Raw genomic sequence first — 16,509 nt, 5'->3', positions numbered from 1 at the left:
GAAAACGGTTGAATGACTTTAGTTGTGAGCCACGCTCGTGGTTAGGCTGGCGTCCAGACGCCGTCGATCCGTGCCGGCAATGACCAGGGGTTGTCCGATCGGGCGGGCTCTGGGAGCCATGCGTCGTGCCCACTCTGGTAGGCGATCGGGCGAACGAAGCGCCCAATCGCGTAGGCACCCAAGGAGGTCGTGCTGGGCGCCGATGTCGATGGCCAGGGACCACCGTGCTGCTGAGCCCACGTCACCGATGCACCCATGGCCCATCCGTCGAATATCACCCGGCCCACTCGCTCAGCCAGGACCGATGCCATACGTCCGGCGGCACTATCAGAGGGACCCCCGGTGAGGACGCTGGCCGCCAATGACGGCTGCAGTCGTCGCAGGGCGACGATGAGCTGCTCCTCATCGTCGTACTCGACGACGACGGCAACCGCACCAAAGGTCTCCTCCAGCAGGCGACTTCCTGCAGTCAGCGCCTCGATTGGAGCGGTCAGCACCGCCGCCGGTGCGCTCCATCCCGTAATTTCAGAGCCCACCGACGTGACCAATTCCGCGCCGGCCGCAACCATGTCGGCCACGCCAGCAGCAACGTCCGACGCAATGGCCTGAGTCAACATCACCGGCTCGGGATCAGCCTCTTTCAGTGCCTTGCCGATCAGTTCTGCCGCTCCGACGCCGCACGGGGCGAACAGCAGACCGGGTTTGGTGCAGTACTGACCGAAGCCCAGCGTGAATCCGGCGACGAATCGGCTGGCCACTTCCTCCATGTCCTGAGCGCCATCAGGGGTGACCACGACGGGGTTGACGGTCCCCATCTCGGCGTAGACCGGGATCACCCGATCGCGGTCGTTTGCCGCCCGCCACAACGCCAGTCCGCCTGCCTGCGAACCGGTGAAGCCAACCGCCGAGACCTGGGGTGCCTTCACGAGTTCGATGCCACTTCGACGTCCTACCACGGCCTGCAGCAGCGCATCGGGTGCTCCGGCCGCGCGAAGGGTTTCCTGTGCGATCTCGGCGAGTCGAAGACCGAGCTCGAGGTGGGCGCTGTGCACCTTGGTGACCACTGGGCAGCCACTGGCGAGCGCCGAAGCGGTGTCATTGCCGAGCACTCCCATGAAGAACGGGAAGTTGCTCGCCCCGAAGACTGCCACTGGACCGAGGGGGTGATTGATGCGGACGAGCGGAGGAACGTCTGGAAGCGTCTCGTCGCGGGTGAGCTCGAAACAAGAACCCTCCACCACGACGTCACCGAAGTAGCGCAACTGCTGTGCGGTACGCGCCAACTCACCTCGGAGCCGTTGCTCTCCAGCACCGGTCTCGCGGTCGGCGATGACCACCACCTCATCGGCAGCGGCCTCAAGTGCATCGGCCAGTGCATACAGCCACGTACGACGCTCCGCCGGTGCGGTGCGTGCCAGGATCTCGGCAGTTCGCGCTGCCTTCTCCAGGATGGAGTCCAGCTCGCTCGATTCGGTCTCTTGCGCGTTGAAGCTCGGCTGGCCGAGTCGCGCATCGTAGGATACGACAGTCATCAGAGACCTTCCGCAGGTTCGGGCCAGGCGACATACTGGCCTTCGAGGAACTCGAGAACGCCTTGAGCGCCCATTTCGCGGCCGATGCCGCTGGCCTTGAACCCGCCAGAACTCTGGTCCGGTCGTCCGATCCAGCCGTTGACCATGACCGTACCGACGCGTAGTCGCGGTGAGATCTCCTTGGCTGTGTCAGCGTCGCCGTAGATGGTCGCGGCCAGGCCGTACTGGGAATCGTTTGCGATCTCGATGGCCTCGTCGATGGTGTTGTAGGGAAGAACGACGCCCACGGGGCCAAAGAGTTCCTCGCGGCAGATCTCAGCGGAGTTGTCGAGACCTGCGATCAGAGCAGCGTTCATGAACCAGCCACGCTCGATGTCCGGGCGTCCACCTCCGGCGACGATGGAGCCCCCGTCGGCGACAGCGCGGTCCACGAAGCCCTCGACACGCTCGCGGTGGCGGGAGGTGATGAGAGGACCGGCGACGGTGCTCGGGTCCCAGGGGTCTCCGACCTTCATCTCCGCGAGGACAGGTTTGCTGGCGTCGATGAAGTCGTCGATCTGGGACTTGTGGACGAGGATGCGCGTCGGAGATGAGCAACCCTGACCCGCGTTCCGCGCATAGCGGGCGTGCACCTGGTCAGCAATCGACGGTGCATCGACATCGGGAAGGATGATCGAGGGAGACTTGCCGCCAAGTTCGAGGACAAGCCGTTTGAGCCCGGGTGCTGCCTGCGCCATGATTTGGCGGCCGACAGAGGCGCTGCCGGTGAAACTTACCTTGTCCACATCGGGGTGGGTCGTCATGCGTTGGGCGACATCGACGCCGCCCGCCACAACATTGACCACTCCCGGCGGAAGGTCTGCTTCCTGAAGCAGCCGCGCCAGGAATAGAATGCCCAGGGGCGCTTGCGGGCTCGGCGTCAGCACTGCGGTGCAGCCAGCCGCGAAGGCGGCGCCGAGTTTGGCGGCGGCGAAGAGGACGGGGTAGTTGTAGGCCGCGATGGCCGAGACTACGCCGGTAGGTAGGCGTCGGATGATCGCGTCGCTGCGCAGCGGACCGTCCTTCACGCCGAGGTAGTCTGTCCAGTCCCGTACGGCGTAGTCGGCGAAGGAGCGGAAGACAGCCACGGGCTCGCGGGCCTGCAGGTAGGTGCTGAGGGAGATCGGCGTGCCGACCTCGCTGATGATGATCTTGTTGAGTTCGTCCTCGTGCTTTTCGAGCAAGTCTGCGATTCGCTGCAGTCGATCCCTGCGCAGTTCGGGGTCGCTCCACACGCCCGAGTCGAACGCTCGCCGGGCTGCTTCGATCGCCGCGTCGACCTGGTCCTCCGATGCCCCGTCAAAGGTGGCCAGGGTCTCCTCGGTGGCCGGGTTGTCGACCGTGATCTGCGCGCCTTTGCCGGGCACGAGTTCCCCTGCGATCAGGAGGTTGACGTCATATGTGGCCATTGTTATCTCCGCTCTCCCTCGCCGGTCTCAGCGGACCTGGGTCTGGCCGCCGTCGATCATGATCGTCTGGCCCGTGATGAAGCCCGACCCTTCACCGGCGAGGAACGCGAGGACGGGGACAAGGTCGGATTCCACCTGCCCCATGCGACCCATGGGGATGATCGACTTAATTAGGGCGTCATGCGCGGGGAGGTTCTCGGGGGCGATGCCGGCGCGAGTCTTGTCGTACATCGAGGTCCACATGAGCGGCCCGATGGCGTTGACGGTGATGCCGAAGGGTGCCCACTCAACGGCAATCGTTCTTACCCAGGCGAGCACCGAGCCCTTGCTTGCCGCGTAGGCGGCCTTGCTCGGGTAGGCGGCCATGCCTGCTGCCGACGCGAAGTTGATGATGCGGCCACCGTTGTCCTTCAGCCGCTCGAATGCCTTGAGGTTGGTCAAGAATGTGCCGGTCGCGTTGACGCGGTGGCACAGTTCCCAGAGCTCGAGCGGGGTCGAGGCCGCAGCCTCGGCGGGGGCAACACCCGCGGCGTTGATGAAGCAGTCGAGGCCACCGAGCACACGATCGGCTTCCTGGAAAGCAGTTGCCACCGACTCAGGATCACTGATGTCGCAGGCCGCGAACCCCGTGCCGTGTTTGTCGGCATTAGCCTGACCTGCTTCGGCGTCGAGGTCGAAGCCAACGACACGGGCTCCTCGTTCGGTGAGCCCGGCGACCAGCCCGGCGCCCACGCCGCTGGCTGCTCCAGTGATCACAATTCGACGTCCATCAAGGTCACCCACGGTAACGATCCTTTCTTTTGAGGCCTGAGCCTCGTAGCGCGCACGTGCATTGCTCACACACGTGCTGGATGTCACATACGCTAACGCTGCACTCAGACAACTGTCAACAGATAACTAAAATCAGATGGAGTCGCAGTACATAGACCGTCGACTGACACACAGCCTCATCAGGCGCCGGGCATGGGCAGTCGCAAACGGCGAAGCCGCGAGTGTAAATCGGCGCACGTTGTATCCAACTCCGTTCCCCCACAGCCCTTTGAGCTGCTGCAGAGCGATGATATGGAAGGGAGATCCCGAGTCGGCGCTTGAATTAACGAGGTAGGACTGGCCGGCGCTGCGCGACATCAGCCGAGGACCCATGCGCGACGCTGTCCAGCAGCTGAGCGCGAAAGGTCCCATCGAGTTCGAGGGCAACCGCGGAGCCTATGTTCGCGACGTCTCGCCTGGAGAGGCGACGCACCATGTACGGGATCCGCATCCTCCTCGAGGCACAGGTAGCGCATCCTGCGACCAAGCACAACGGACCAGGAGAGCCAGATCCGCCAGATCTTGCGAGACCAAGCCGTGGAGCAGCTGCTGAACCCCAACCCCGAGAAGCCCTACCCCGGTGATGTGGATTTCCATGCAGTAGCCCTGGAGCGAAGGATCCGCACTTGCAGCGCGCGTCGCGAACTCCCACCACGGCGGCGCCGTGCAACTGGTGGGCCGATCGACGCGACGGTGCAAACTTCCGTCGCCGGATCAGTCATGGCGGCAGCGATGGCAGAGCCTGGCCACATCGCTCGTGTTGGCGAGACCCGGCTATCAGAGACCAGTCTCGACATCAACTTATACATCGCCTGTGCGCGCCCAGGGGCTGACCGACTGCTCGCGCGTGCGTCGCGCGGGGACTCTACAAAGGGAGCCCATGAACTCTTCGCTGGCGGCGTACGTACCTGCTTGGGGAAGATGGACCAAACCAGGAAGTGGTGGATGTCGGGTTCGGCACAAAGCCGGAAGGGACGATGAAGTCTAGTCCAGGTCGGAGCCTCCCACACCGCCATTAGCACCACACCACAGTTGTGTGGGGTGGCCAGGGCATAGGCGGGTGAACCTTATTGGCCAGGAAGATCATTGAGGTCTGCGTCGAAACGCGCTTCACATGCGCCTTGCACACCTCGATGTCCTCGTTAACCGATGTCAGGGCGGCGTGGAAGCTGCTGCGTCGGCGGACTTGGGCTTCGCCTGCTGTCTTGATGCGCTCGCCCATCGTGGCGGTGACTCAGGAAGTCGTTGACGTCGGCGGGAGTGAACCCGCTCGGCACGCTGGCAATGGTGAGCCCTGCTGCGCGGGCGCGGGCGACCACGACGGAGGCAGTCCTCGTACAAGCCCGCTGGCGCATCCGTCCCCGCATCCACCCAGAATCGAGCCCTGGTATTCCACACGGCCAGAGCCGTGGTCTTCGCATCAGCGTACTCAGTCCCGCCGCTTCCCACTCTTGTGGCGATTTCTGCTGTCCCTCGTTTCGTCGGCAGGCCGCGTGGCCGCATTTATCAGTATCGGCCGAACCTACCTTCGAGCCCGTCGAAGAAGTCCTTGCGGACCAGAGCCTGGCGTTGCTCCCAAGTTGCGCGCGGTGCGCCACTGTCGGCACCGCGATGCTCCTTCAATCCAGTCAGGGACTCGCGAATCCCATGCACGCCCGCGAGAAGTGCGAGGTTGGCGTAGAGCAGTATGGAGAACCCCAGGTCGTGGGCGTGCTCCCAACTCAGTTCGGGGGTCTTGCCGCCCTGCACGATGTTCAGCACCTTGGGACCCTCGACCTCTTTGGCGATCCGTTCGATCTCGTCGATGTCCTGGGGTGCTTCCACAAACGTCACATCGGCGCCGGCATCCCGGTACATCGATGCGCGGCGGCACGCCTCGTCGATGCCTTCGATGTAGCGCGCGTCAGTGCGGGCGACGATCAGCAGGTTCTCATCGGTACGGGCATCAATCGCTGCTCCGATCTTGGAGACCATCTCTTCAGCGCTGATGGTCTCCTTTCCTTCGAAGTGCCCACACCGTTTGGGGAAAGTCTGGTCCTCTATCTGCAGGGCGCTGGCACCTGCCTTCTCGAGGATCCGCACGGTGTGCCATGCGTTGACCTCGTTGCCGAACCCTGTGTCGGCGTCCACGACCATCGGGATGTCCACGGCCTCGCTCATCGCAGACACGTGATCAGCAAGCTGACTGAGAGTCAGTAGACCGATATCAGGAACTCCCAGGTAAGTGTTCGCCACGCCGGCACCAGTCACGTAGACGGACTTGTAGTCAAGATCCGCAATGATCCGCGCGGTCAGGGAATTGGCTGCCCCGGGGACGACCACCGTCTCGCCGGATTCGATCAGCGCACGGAAGTCACGACGCTGAGCTTCTCTCCTGGCAGTCATCGCTCCACTTCCTTGTAGGTCCTGCTGAGCAAGTGCGGTCGCGGCGGATCACTGCGACTCCCGGTCATCGCAATCATTTGATCTCTACGACCTGTTCAGGACGGTCATCAAATTCCAGGCGCAGGGCCCTCGCCATCGTGGCCGAGGACTGGTACGTCAGGATCATGAACGTCAACTCGAGGATTGCGCGGTCGCTAAGTTCCTTCTTGAGCTTCTCAAAAAGTTCGTCGGTGGTGCGCCCAGTGTTGGCGACCAGGTCGTCGGTATAGGCCAGAACGGCCCGCTCGATGTCGCTGTAGCACGACGCCGAACCCCAGTGCGGCACAGAGGTAACCATCTCTTCGTCGACGCCCAGTTTACGCAGCATCTTGGTGTGCTGGGAGAAAACGAACTGGGATCCCACCACCCAGCCAGCCCGCGTAATGGCCAGCTCGCGCAGCACCGGCGGGACAAGCCGCTCCTCGCTGAACTGCCAGGCTTGACGGTCCTGCATCAGGCCGAAGAGCTGGGGGTCGAGTGCGTAAACCGTCCACCAGTGGCCTGGCGTTCCGCCGTGGGTACCGGGCTCGGCGACAGGGTCTTTGCTCCCGAATGCCTTGTCGTACTGGGCGAGAATGCGCTCATCGGTCACTTCGGTCCGGGAGACCTGCTTCAAACGTGGCATCTGGAACTCCTTGGTGGTTCGTGGTGTGCCAACTGCGAACACTTGGCAGACAAATCGAAAAATTAGCAGTTCTGCGGCGATCGCTCAGTAGCCGCGGAAGCGGGGCGGTCGGCGTTCCGCGAACGCGTCGACGCCTTCCTGGTAGTCGTGAGTGCCGAATAAGGGAGCCACCAGCTCAGACTCGAGCCGGAGGGCCTCATCGAGCGGCAGCTCGATGCCGGCATCGATAGCTCGCTTGGCAGCAGCAATGGCGAGCGGTGCTCGCGATGCGAGATCGTCGAGCAGGTTCTTCAATTCCTCTGCCGCGGCATCGGCAGAGGGACAGAATCGTTGGGCGAGACCTGTGCGTTCGGCCTCAGCGCCGGAGACTCGCAAGCCCCAGAAGATCATCTCTTTGGCCCGAGCGGGTCCGACCAGGCGAGTTAGTCGCTGGGTTCCGCCGGCACCAGGAATAACACCGACTGCCGTCTCCGGCAGCCCGAAGACCGCACGGTCCGTCGCGATCCGGATGTCGCATGCGAGCGAGAGTTCACACCCGGCTCCAAGCGCGAAACCGTCCACGACCGCGATGGTGGGCATCGCTAGGTGTGCGATGCGCGCTGCGCTCTGCGCGATGCGCGAGGCATGTGCGGCCCGATCCTCAGGCGCCATCCCCGAGCGAGCCTTTAGGTCGGCTCCGCTGCAAAAGCTCCCGCCAGCACCTGTGAGTACGACGGCGCGCGGTGCCACGGTCGCGTGCTCGATCCTGTCCAATGCCTCGTGCAATTGGTCAATCATGACAAGGTCGATGGCGTTGCGACGTTCCGGACGCGACAGTTCCAGTGTCCACACTGCGTCGTCTATTTCGACCCGGACGGGTCGATCAACTTGCTGAAAATTCATCTCGGCGACGTTCCTCTCCGTCGGTTTTCAATCCTTTTGGCGTCCAGCCGCCGGTCGGGGTCGGTCGGAACGCAGGCTCCGACCGACCCCGACAAACGAGAAACGTCAGACCGAGACTTCGTCGTTCATGGGAATGGCGTCGTTCGGCCAGGACTGCCAGATCGGAAACCACGCGTTGAACTCGAGCTCAATGCCGTCGGGATCCGTGAAATACACAGAGCTCATCAGGGCACCCTCACGGGCAGGCAGAAACTCGTTTTCGCGCTTCTCGGCAACGAGTTGGCCCGGACGCTCGGGGTTCTCGTACCGGACCGTGTGACTGAAGGGGATGTCGACCGATTTGAGACGGTCGCAGTACTCCTCGATACGATCCGCATCTACGCGAAGGTTGAAGTGCATGAGCTCGGCGATTGGATAGGCGCGCTTGTTGATCGGCTTCACCGGATGGCCCGGACGCCCCGGGACGGTTTGGTAGCCGTCCTTCCAGTAAAAGAGCGCGAGGTGCGAGCCATCGTTGCCGACACCGAAATACCAGTGCTGTCCAATGACCTCGCCCTCATCATTCTTGTACTCCATCGTCCAGAGGATCGGCATGCCGAGCTTGTCGTGATAGAACTCCACGGCTCGCTTCATGTCGCTCACCGTGATGGCGAGATGATCGATGCTCTTGAAGTCAAACTTGGTGTTGGCCGGAACGCTCACGCTGCTCCTCCTTGGGTCGAATTTATGGGATGTGTGTCGGCCGACCGATGGTTGAGGGCCTGGCGCTATGAGATACGCGCCACATAACGCTGGATACCGTAACTCGCCCTTCGCTCACTGTCAACAGTTGTCTGTTTGCTGGCGCCTCGATCCTTCTTCGCCCGGCGTGAGGTCTGGCGCGGTGCTCGCGGCGCGGTCAGCCTGGTCGGAAGTCTCTGATATGGGTGATCCCGACAGCGGTCGCCTGACCCCATTCCACAGCCTGAATGAAGGGTTTGTTGATCCAGGCGGCGGTTGGTACGGCCAGGTTCTTCGACATGGGTCCGTCATACCGAAGCGGGTGGGGCGGGTGCGGCGGGCGTCAGCGAGCACGTCGGCGCGTGCGGCCGCCTTGGGTGCCGCGAGACAGAAGTGCACATCGGCGGGGTAGTTGAACGTGATTTCGATGGAGGTGTGGCAGCGCCGCAACTCCACCGCGATCGCCAACCTGCCGGCGGCCCCTTGCCAGTCGGACCTCGAGCATCTCTGCGAGATCCCACCGCTGCGCTTTCGCGGTGGCCGACACCTGCGGTGCAGCAACCCGGAGGTGGGGCAGACGCATCCGCATTAGGACGGCGACCAGATCCTCCGTCCAGTGACCCTCACGTCTGCGCCGAAAAATTTACGCGGCGACTCGACGGCCGATGTGGTTTCATCCGTGCCTTCATCAGATTGCACGATGTTGACAGTTTGCAGACTACTACCATCAGTACTCGGCGTGTGGTCAACTGTGATGCAGGGCGGGTCCCAATTCCCAGCCTTCCAGATAAGTCCCCTTGTCGATTGGACCATCATGTTTCAAGGCAAAATGGAGTTCGCACCTGCAGTCAGGCTCAGCCCGGGGTGCGCCAACTATCGGATCTGCCACCGATCGGCACTTCGAACTGTGGTTGCACGATGACCCGGACCCTCGCACGACGATCATCCCGGTCGAGGCTGCACAGTCGTGCAACGCTTCCCTCATTGTGCCTCGCCGTCTTGAGCTTTCTGCTTACCCAGACCCTGGTAATACCTGTCCTGCCGAAATTGGGCGAGTCGATGTCGGTAAGCCCGACAGCGGTGGGGTGGATCGTCACTACCAATCTGTTGTTCGGTGCCGTGCTCGTTCCGATCATGGGTCTACTCGGTGATCGCTTCGGACACCGGCGCGTTCTCCTATTTGCCCTTGCCATGATGACAGCGGCATCGGCATTTGCTGTACTGTCTCCCAACCTCACTACTTTGCTGGTAGCCCGCGCAATCCAAGCGGTGGGTACGGGAACGTTCCCCCTGGCGCTGGCGATCGTGCAGCACAACTTCTCCGGCGAGTCACAGCGATCCGCCACCGGCTGGTTGTCAGGCGTACTCGGGCTTGGTTCAGCAATCGCACTCATCTCGGGCGGAATAATTACCGATGTGTTCGGGTGGCGAGGCCTCTTCGGGACCATGGCGATAACGGGCCTACTTGCGCTAGTAGCTAGCATCCTCTTCGTGCCGAACACGGCCGAACGGAGCCGAACGACGGATCCCATCGATTGGGCCGGGACCGCACTCTTCGTGCTGGCACTGTCGTCGTTACTGCTAGGGATCTCGCAAGGATCGACATTCGGTTGGTCGTCGTGGCAGACCGCCATCATCTTCCTCGTTGCTGCGGGCGGAACGACGGCATTAGTCCTCGTTGAACTGAGGCTCCCGATTCCTCTCCTGGACATACGTTTCCTGGTCCTCGGAAATCTGGGTGTCGTCAACGCCTTGGCGTTCCTGCTCGGGTTCATTTCCTTCCTGTTCTACATCGTCGTCCCCGCGATCATGCTCGGCTCGCGGCAAACGGGCGGTGGCATGGAAATTCCGGTTATCGAAGCCACGCTGTACATGGTCCCGAACACTCTCGCGGTGATTGCGGGGGGACGAATTGCCGCGACGCTCGTTCGCAAGTACGGCGATCGTGCTACCGCGATGCTCGCGATGATATGCCTGTTCATCGGAGCCGTGATCCTCGCTCTCGGACATGAATCCGTCTGGGCGGTCATGTGGTCCTACGTCGCCGTCGGCGGTGGCATCGGGATCGGCTTCAGCTGCTGCTCCCAATTCGTGCCCACTCTGACACCGACCGGGAGAATCGCGACAGCGCTCGGAATCAACACCATGATCCGCACCGTGGGCCAGGCATCCGGAGCAACGGTCGCCACGACGTTTCTCACCAGTGTCGCGGTCACCGACCAGCGGGTGGCCACGAGTACAACTTACGCAATCCTGTTCACGTCCGCTGCCGTCGTCAGCGGTTTGGGGGCGTTGATGTGCCTTCTCATCAGACAAGCCAAGAACTCCTAACCCACGGCGCCGCCCTGCCCCATCCGACCGGTCGGGCGGGAAGGAGAAATGATGTATCAAAAGCGAACGCAGAAGGTCGGCGAAGTTGACATGGCCTCTGTCGACGAGGGCACCGGTGACACTATCCCTCTCCTGCAGAGCAATCCGTCGCTGTCCTACATTTGGCGCACTTCCATCGCCGATCTGCGCGATCGAGGACGGTACCTCGCACCCGACCTGCTCGGTATGGCCGACTCGGCTTCGACGTGTCGGTCGCTGGCGCGAAGTGGCAGTCCCAGAATTCGGCGACCGGTGGGTACGGCGCGGTCGAGAGTGTGATACTCGGCATGCCGCTCCCCCACCGCCGGATACTAGTTCATCGCAGGTCAGGAGCGCGGCGGCCCGGAATCTGCTGGGCCTGGCAATCAGACGGGAAGGACACCGAACGCACTGGCCAGTCGGGTGATCTTCTGGGCGCGGCCGAGGCGGGGTAGGTCGCTGCCGTCGCGGATGATGCGGCCACGGGCCTCGAAGTCGGCGAGGAAGTCCCGCGCCCAGGTGGCGTCGTCCGGGGTTGGGCTGATTGCGGCGTTGACGACGGGCAGGTGGTCGATGTCCAGGCACAGCTTGCCGGTCAGTCCGAGAGTGGTGGCCAGCGTGGACTTCTCGCGGAGGACTGCGTGGTCGTTGCTGACGGTGGGTCCGTCGATCGGGCCGGGGAGGTTACCGAGTCGGCTGGCGATGACCAGGCGTGAGCGCGGGTAGGCCATGGCGAGGTCGTCGGCTCCGGTGCCGGTGTCGCGCCGGTAGTCGCCGCTGCCGAAGGCCAGGCGGAAGGCGCCTCGGGCGCGTGCGATCTGTGGGGCGTCCTCGATGCCCAGGGCGGATTCGATCAGTCCGAGCACCGGGGTCGCGCCGCCGAGGCGGTCGAAGGTTTCGGTCATGTGCTCGGCGGACTCGGTCTTGGCGAGCATTACCCCGGCCAGGCCGGGAAGGCCCTTCACGGTGTCGACGTCGTCGGACCAGAACGGGGTCGAGCGGTCGTTGATCCGCACCCACGCCGATCGTGCTTCCAGCCATCGGGCGACGTCGGCGCGGGCGGCAGGCTTTGCGGTGGGGTCGACGGCGTCTTCGATGTCGAGCACGATCTGATCGGCCCGGGACCGGTCGGCGTCGTCGAAGGTGTCGGTCCGAGTTGCGTTGACCAACAGCCAGGTGCGGGAGATGTCAGCCCCGACCGTGCGAGGTGGTATCGAGAGTTTCTCGGTCAATGTCCTACCGATTTCTGGTCGACGGGGTGGGCGGGTTCGCGGCCGGCGAGGACGTCGATCACGGCCTGGGCGGCGGCGAGGCCGGCGCGGGTGCGGGCCTCGACGGTCTGACCCGCCAGGTGTGAGGTGATGAGCACGTTGTCGAGGCCGCGGAGTCGGCTGTCGGCGGGGAGGGGTTCTCGGGTGACGACGTCGAGTGCGGCGGCGGCGATGTCCCCGGCTTCGAGGGCGTCGGCGAGGGCGTCCTCGTCGACCATGCTGCCTCGGGCGGTGTTGATCAGGACCGCGGTGTTCTTCATCGCCTGCAGGCGCTTGCGATCGATCAGGTGCTCGGCCTGGGCGGCGGCGCGGGTGTGCAGGGACAGGTAGTCCGCGGTGGCGGTGACGGTGTCGAGGTCGACGAATTCGATGCCCGGGTCGTCGGTGGGGTGTGCGGTGTGTACGGCCACCGACATCCCGAACGCCAGACCGAGTTGGGCCACGGCCCGGCCACTGGGTCCGTAGCCGATGACACCGAGGGTCGATCCGCGCAATTCGCGGCCGGCGTCACGGGGCCAGCGGCCCGCACGGACCCCGGCAAGGATATGGGGGAGTGCGCGGGCGGTCGTCAGGATCAGCGCAATGGTCATTTCGGCGACCGCGTCGTGGTTGACGCCGGGGGTGTTGCACACCCGGATGCCGTGGCGGGCGGCCGCCGCGAGATCGACGGAGTCGTAGCCGACGCCGCTGCGTGCGATGACTTTCAGGGAAGTCGCGTGGCTCAGCATGTCGGCGGTGACCGGTTCGCTCGCGATGACCGCGCCGTCGATTCCGTCGAACAAGGCCAACGCTTCCGCGGGGCTGCGGGCACCGCGGGCGGGTGCGTGGGTCACCTCGTGTCCGTGCCGGCGCAGCAGGTCGTCGATTTCGTCACCGGGACCGAGGTAGTCGGTGGTCACCAGAACGCGTGACATACAGGTCATTTCCTCTCGAGTTCGTGTTTGTTGCGGAATGCGGCAGGGCGAGGTGGCCGCGTCGCCGCGGCCGCCTCGCCCTGTCATGTCAGCACTGTTGGTTACTTTCCGGCTTCTTCGTGCTTGCCGGGCCCGGCACCGAGCACTGCTCGGGCCTTCTCGGCGTCGAAGTCGTTCTCCCACTTGCCGATCACGATGGTGGCCATCGCGTTGCCGAGAACGTTGATGAAGACCCGGCCCTCGTTGAGGATGCGGTCGACACCGACGATCAAAGCGAGCGCGGCGAGCGGGACGTGGCCGACGGCGGTGATCGTGCTGGCGAGGACGATGAACGCACCGCCCGCGATACCGGCGGTCCCCTTGCTGGTCAGCATCATCACGCCGACCATGACCAGCTGCTGCTGCCAGGACAGGTCGATTCCGACTGCCTGGGCGAGAAACAGTGAGGCCATCGTCAGATAGACCGCGGATCCGTCGAGGTTGAACGAGAACCCGGACGGGATCACGATGCCGACGACCGGCTTACCGACACCGAGGTCCTCGAGCTTGCGGACCAGTTGCGGCAGCACCGCCTCGCTCGAGCAGGTGCTCAGCGCGACCAGCAGTTCGGCCTTGAGGTACCGCATCAGCGAGAACAGGCCGACACCGCAGGCCCGGCTGATGACCCCCAGCACCACGATGACGTACACGACGCAGGTGCCGGTGAACAGCAGGATCAGGTAGCCGAGCTGCTGCAGGCTCTCGGCGCCGTACTTGGCGACGACCGAGGCCAGCGCGCCGAAGGTGCCGATCGGGGCCAGCCGCATCACCCAGCCGACGATCTTGAACACCACGGAGGTCAGCGCCGAGATGCCTTCGTTGATCGGTGCGGCCTTCTCGCCGGAGACGTTGAGGGCGCAGCCGAACACGATCGAGACCAGCAGTGCGGCAAGGATTTCGTTGCCGGTGACGGCACCGAACAGGTTGGTCGGGATGATGCGGTCGATGAAGTCGACCGCGCCGTGGGCCTGGCCGGCGCCGGGAATGCTCTCGGCGTCGAGCTCGGCGAGATTGATGTTCATGCCCGCACCGGGCTTGAAGACGTTGGCCACGACCAGCCCGATGAGCATCGACAGCAGCGACAGGACCATGAAGTAGCCGAGCGCCTTGGCGCCGATCCGGCCGGCCTTCCGGAGGCTGTCCATCGACGCAATGCTCTGTGTGACCACACAGAACACGACCGGGACGACGATCATCTTGACGATGCCGATGAACCAGTCGTTCAACGGGCTGAGCGCGGCGCCGACGTCCGGGAGCAGGACGCCGACCGTGATTCCGAGGACCGCCCCCAGCAGCACTTGGAACCACAACTCGCGCATCAGCCGGCTGAGCCGCGAGCGTTCAGGTTCGGTGTGGCTCGGGGACATGGTGGTAGTAGTCATCGCGAGTGCTCCTTCGCACATCGGACCAGGTGGCGGTCCCCGCATCCAGCCGGAACCATGGAGGTTGGGGATCAGTGGTGCAGTGCGCGGAGCACCTTGTAGAAGGCGGCCTTGCCCTCGAACCCGATGCCGGGGATCTCGGTGAGCCCGACCCGGCTGTTCTCGACGACCGCACCGTCGGCGAAACCGCCGGTCGGCTGGAATTCGCCCGGGTAGGACTCGTTGCCGCCCAGCTTCAGCGCGGCCGCGATGTGCAGGGAGAACTGGTGTCCACCGTGCGGGATGCACTGGCGCGAGGACCACCCGTGGTCCTTCAACATCTGCTGCACCCGCAGGTATTCGGTGAGGCCGTAGCTCAGGGCGGGGTCGACCTGGATGATGTCGCGGTCGGGACGCATACCGGCGTAGCGGATCAGGTTCCGGGCGTCCTGCAGCGAGAAGAGGTTCTCGCCGGTGGCGATGCGGCCGGAGTAGTTCTCGGACAGCACGGCGTTGAGGCGGTAGTCGAGCGGGTCGCCGACCTCCTCGTACCAGAACAGGTTGTAGGGCTCGATGGCCTTGCCGTATTCGAGGGCGGTCGCCAAGTCGAAGCGTCCGTTGACGTCGACCGCGAGGCGCGAGCCGTCACCGCCGAGGACCTCGAGGACGGCGTCGATGCGCTGCAGATCCTCCGCGAGGTCGGCGCCGCCGATCTTCATCTTGACCACGTTGTAGCCCATGTCGAGGAAGCCGCGCATCTCGTCCTGCAGGTCTTTCAGGGTCTTGCCGGGCGCGTAGTAGCCGCCGGCGGCGTAGACGAAGACCGAGTCGTCGGGCCGGCCGTCCCCGTACTTGTCGGAGAGGTAGCGGTAGAGCGGCTTGTCTGCGATCTTCGCCGCCAGGTCGAACAGGGCCATGTCCATGACACCGACCGCGACCGAGCGCTCGCCGTGACCACCCGGCTTCTCGTTGCGCATCATGATGTCCCAGGCGCGGGTCGGATCCAGGTCGCCGGCCTCGTCGAGCAGCGCTTCGGGGTCGGCGTCGAGGAGCCGGGGAATGGCGCGGCGGCGCAGGATCTCGCCGGCGCTGTAGCGGCCGTTGGAGTTGAAGCCGTAGCCGACGATCGGCTCGCCGTCCCGCATCACATCGCTGACGATCGCGACGATCGAGCAGTCCATCTTGCTGAAGTCGATCCAGGCATTCCGGATGGACGAGCTGATCGGGACGATGCCCTCGTGTACGGAAATGATCTTCATGTGCTTCCTCTCCTCACTTTCAGTTGTCTTATAACGCTTATAAGACTTATAAGATGCAAGAGCGATGTTAGACTGATCGTGGCGCCGGACACAAGAGTCAATTTGTGGCCGGGAGCACAGACCGAGGATTTAGGCGAGGGAGGGCACATGCAGCCGACGAACGTCATGAACGTCTATTCCAGCAAGGGCGACGTTGCATACGGCGAGCTACGTCGGCTGATCTTGAGCGGCGAGCTCACCCCGGGATCACGCCTGGCGCAGTACGAACTCGCCGACAGCCTCAAGATGAGCATCACCCCGCTGCGGGAGGCGATCCGCCGCCTGAGCAGCGAAGGGCTCGTGGAGATGGACTCGCACCGCGACGTGCGAGTGGCACAGATGAGCGCACAGGAGGCCCGCCAGCTCTTCGAGGTCCGACTCTCCCTCGACCCCACCGCCGCCGAACTGGCCGCCGCACGGCGCACCGACCAGGACATCCTGTTCATGCGCTCCGCCCTGAACCGACTGGTGCCGGTCACCCGTACATGGGGCGAAGAAGGCCTGCAAGCCCACCGCGAATTCCACCGCGCCCTCTACGTCGCCTCCCACAACGACGTGCTGATCCGATTACTCGACGACGTCTGGGACAAATCCGACCGGTACCGCCGCGTCGGACTCGAACTCCCGCCCGGAGACGAACCCCGCATCCGCGACCTCGACGAGCACCACCAGCTGTTCGACCTGGTCGTCGCGGGAGATGCGGCCGGCACCGGCGAGCTGATGCGCCGACACATCACCGAAAGCCTCACCGCCAGCGCCATCCGCGCCCTCGAAGAACGCGAGGGTGCGACCTCACGCGAGCTCGCCTGACCGGCAGGCCTCACCGGCCTCCACAA

Annotated in this window: 13 protein-coding genes; 2 read left to right on the top strand and 11 right to left on the bottom strand. The window is 64.0% G+C overall.

What is annotated here, in order from left to right; all coding sequences use genetic code 11:
- Positions 1 to 41: 41 nt before the first annotated feature.
- From ACFVJ3_RS40120 to ACFVJ3_RS40090, 7 genes are all read right to left on the bottom strand, one after another.
- Entirely contained in the window at positions 42 to 1,532 is a 1,491-nt protein-coding gene (locus ACFVJ3_RS40120; RefSeq protein ID WP_378457351.1) for an aldehyde dehydrogenase family protein, read from the bottom strand.
- Complete coding sequence (locus tag ACFVJ3_RS40115) at positions 1,532 to 2,980, bottom strand: aldehyde dehydrogenase family protein (RefSeq protein WP_141470128.1); 1,449 nt, start codon at positions 2,978 to 2,980, stop codon at positions 1,532 to 1,534. Before ACFVJ3_RS40115 ends, ACFVJ3_RS40120 begins: the two co-directional genes overlap by 1 nt.
- Before the next feature lie 27 nt (positions 2,981 to 3,007).
- Entirely contained in the window at positions 3,008 to 3,820 is an 813-nt protein-coding gene (locus ACFVJ3_RS40110; RefSeq protein ID WP_378457350.1) for an SDR family NAD(P)-dependent oxidoreductase, read from the bottom strand.
- 1,476 nt (positions 3,821 to 5,296) lie between these two features.
- On the bottom strand, positions 5,297 to 6,175 hold the full coding sequence (locus ACFVJ3_RS40105) for an oxaloacetate decarboxylase (RefSeq protein WP_378457349.1): 879 nt from the start codon (positions 6,173 to 6,175) through the stop codon (positions 5,297 to 5,299).
- 73 nt (positions 6,176 to 6,248) lie between these two features.
- Positions 6,249 to 6,839, bottom strand: a complete 591-nt coding sequence (locus ACFVJ3_RS40100) for a carboxymuconolactone decarboxylase family protein (RefSeq protein WP_141475854.1) — start codon at positions 6,837 to 6,839, stop codon at positions 6,249 to 6,251.
- Positions 6,840 to 6,923: 84 nt separating this feature from the next.
- On the bottom strand, positions 6,924 to 7,721 hold the full coding sequence (locus ACFVJ3_RS40095; RefSeq protein ID WP_378457348.1) for an enoyl-CoA hydratase/isomerase family protein: 798 nt from the start codon (positions 7,719 to 7,721) through the stop codon (positions 6,924 to 6,926).
- Positions 7,722 to 7,826: 105 nt separating this feature from the next.
- Positions 7,827 to 8,423, bottom strand: a complete 597-nt coding sequence (locus tag ACFVJ3_RS40090; RefSeq protein WP_378457347.1) for a VOC family protein — start codon at positions 8,421 to 8,423, stop codon at positions 7,827 to 7,829.
- A gap of 936 nt (positions 8,424 to 9,359) precedes the next feature.
- Between ACFVJ3_RS40090 and ACFVJ3_RS40085 the strand changes: the two genes are divergently transcribed.
- A complete protein-coding gene (locus ACFVJ3_RS40085) occupies positions 9,360 to 10,772 on the top strand; it encodes an MFS transporter (RefSeq protein ID WP_378457363.1) in 1,413 nt (470 codons plus the stop codon).
- Between the two features lie 404 nt (positions 10,773 to 11,176).
- Here the strand turns inward: ACFVJ3_RS40085 and ACFVJ3_RS40080 are convergent, their stop codons facing one another.
- The 4 genes from ACFVJ3_RS40080 to ACFVJ3_RS40065 all read right to left on the bottom strand — a co-directional run bounded on the left by ACFVJ3_RS40080 (position 11,177) and on the right by ACFVJ3_RS40065 (position 15,634).
- Positions 11,177 to 12,022 carry an HpcH/HpaI aldolase/citrate lyase family protein gene (locus ACFVJ3_RS40080; protein ID WP_378457346.1) on the bottom strand — a complete coding sequence of 282 codons (846 nt, stop codon included), beginning with the start codon at positions 12,020 to 12,022 and terminating at the stop codon, positions 11,177 to 11,179.
- The gene (locus ACFVJ3_RS40075; protein WP_378457345.1) at positions 12,019 to 12,975 is read right to left on the bottom strand and encodes a phosphoglycerate dehydrogenase; all 957 of its coding nucleotides are present in this window, start codon (positions 12,973 to 12,975) and stop codon (positions 12,019 to 12,021) included. The genes ACFVJ3_RS40080 and ACFVJ3_RS40075 overlap by 4 nt, the downstream gene beginning before the upstream one ends.
- A gap of 101 nt (positions 12,976 to 13,076) precedes the next feature.
- The gene (locus tag ACFVJ3_RS40070) at positions 13,077 to 14,396 is read right to left on the bottom strand and encodes a cation:dicarboxylate symporter family transporter (protein WP_378457344.1); all 1,320 of its coding nucleotides are present in this window, start codon (positions 14,394 to 14,396) and stop codon (positions 13,077 to 13,079) included.
- Positions 14,397 to 14,467: 71 nt separating this feature from the next.
- Positions 14,468 to 15,634 (bottom strand): mandelate racemase/muconate lactonizing enzyme family protein, encoded by a 1,167-nt coding sequence (locus tag ACFVJ3_RS40065; protein ID WP_378457343.1) that lies wholly within the window; start codon positions 15,632 to 15,634, stop codon positions 14,468 to 14,470.
- Between the two features lie 147 nt (positions 15,635 to 15,781).
- On the opposite strand from ACFVJ3_RS40065, the gene ACFVJ3_RS40060 reads away from it, so the two are divergent.
- Complete coding sequence (locus tag ACFVJ3_RS40060; RefSeq protein WP_378457342.1) at positions 15,782 to 16,483, top strand: GntR family transcriptional regulator; 702 nt, start codon at positions 15,782 to 15,784, stop codon at positions 16,481 to 16,483.
- Positions 16,484 to 16,509 lie beyond the last annotated feature (26 nt).

It is taken from the genome of Rhodococcus sp. NPDC127593 (genome assembly GCF_042671975.1).
Lineage (GTDB): Bacteria > Actinomycetota > Actinomycetes > Mycobacteriales > Mycobacteriaceae > Rhodococcus_F.
This window is presented reverse-complemented; position numbering and strand designations above follow the sequence as displayed.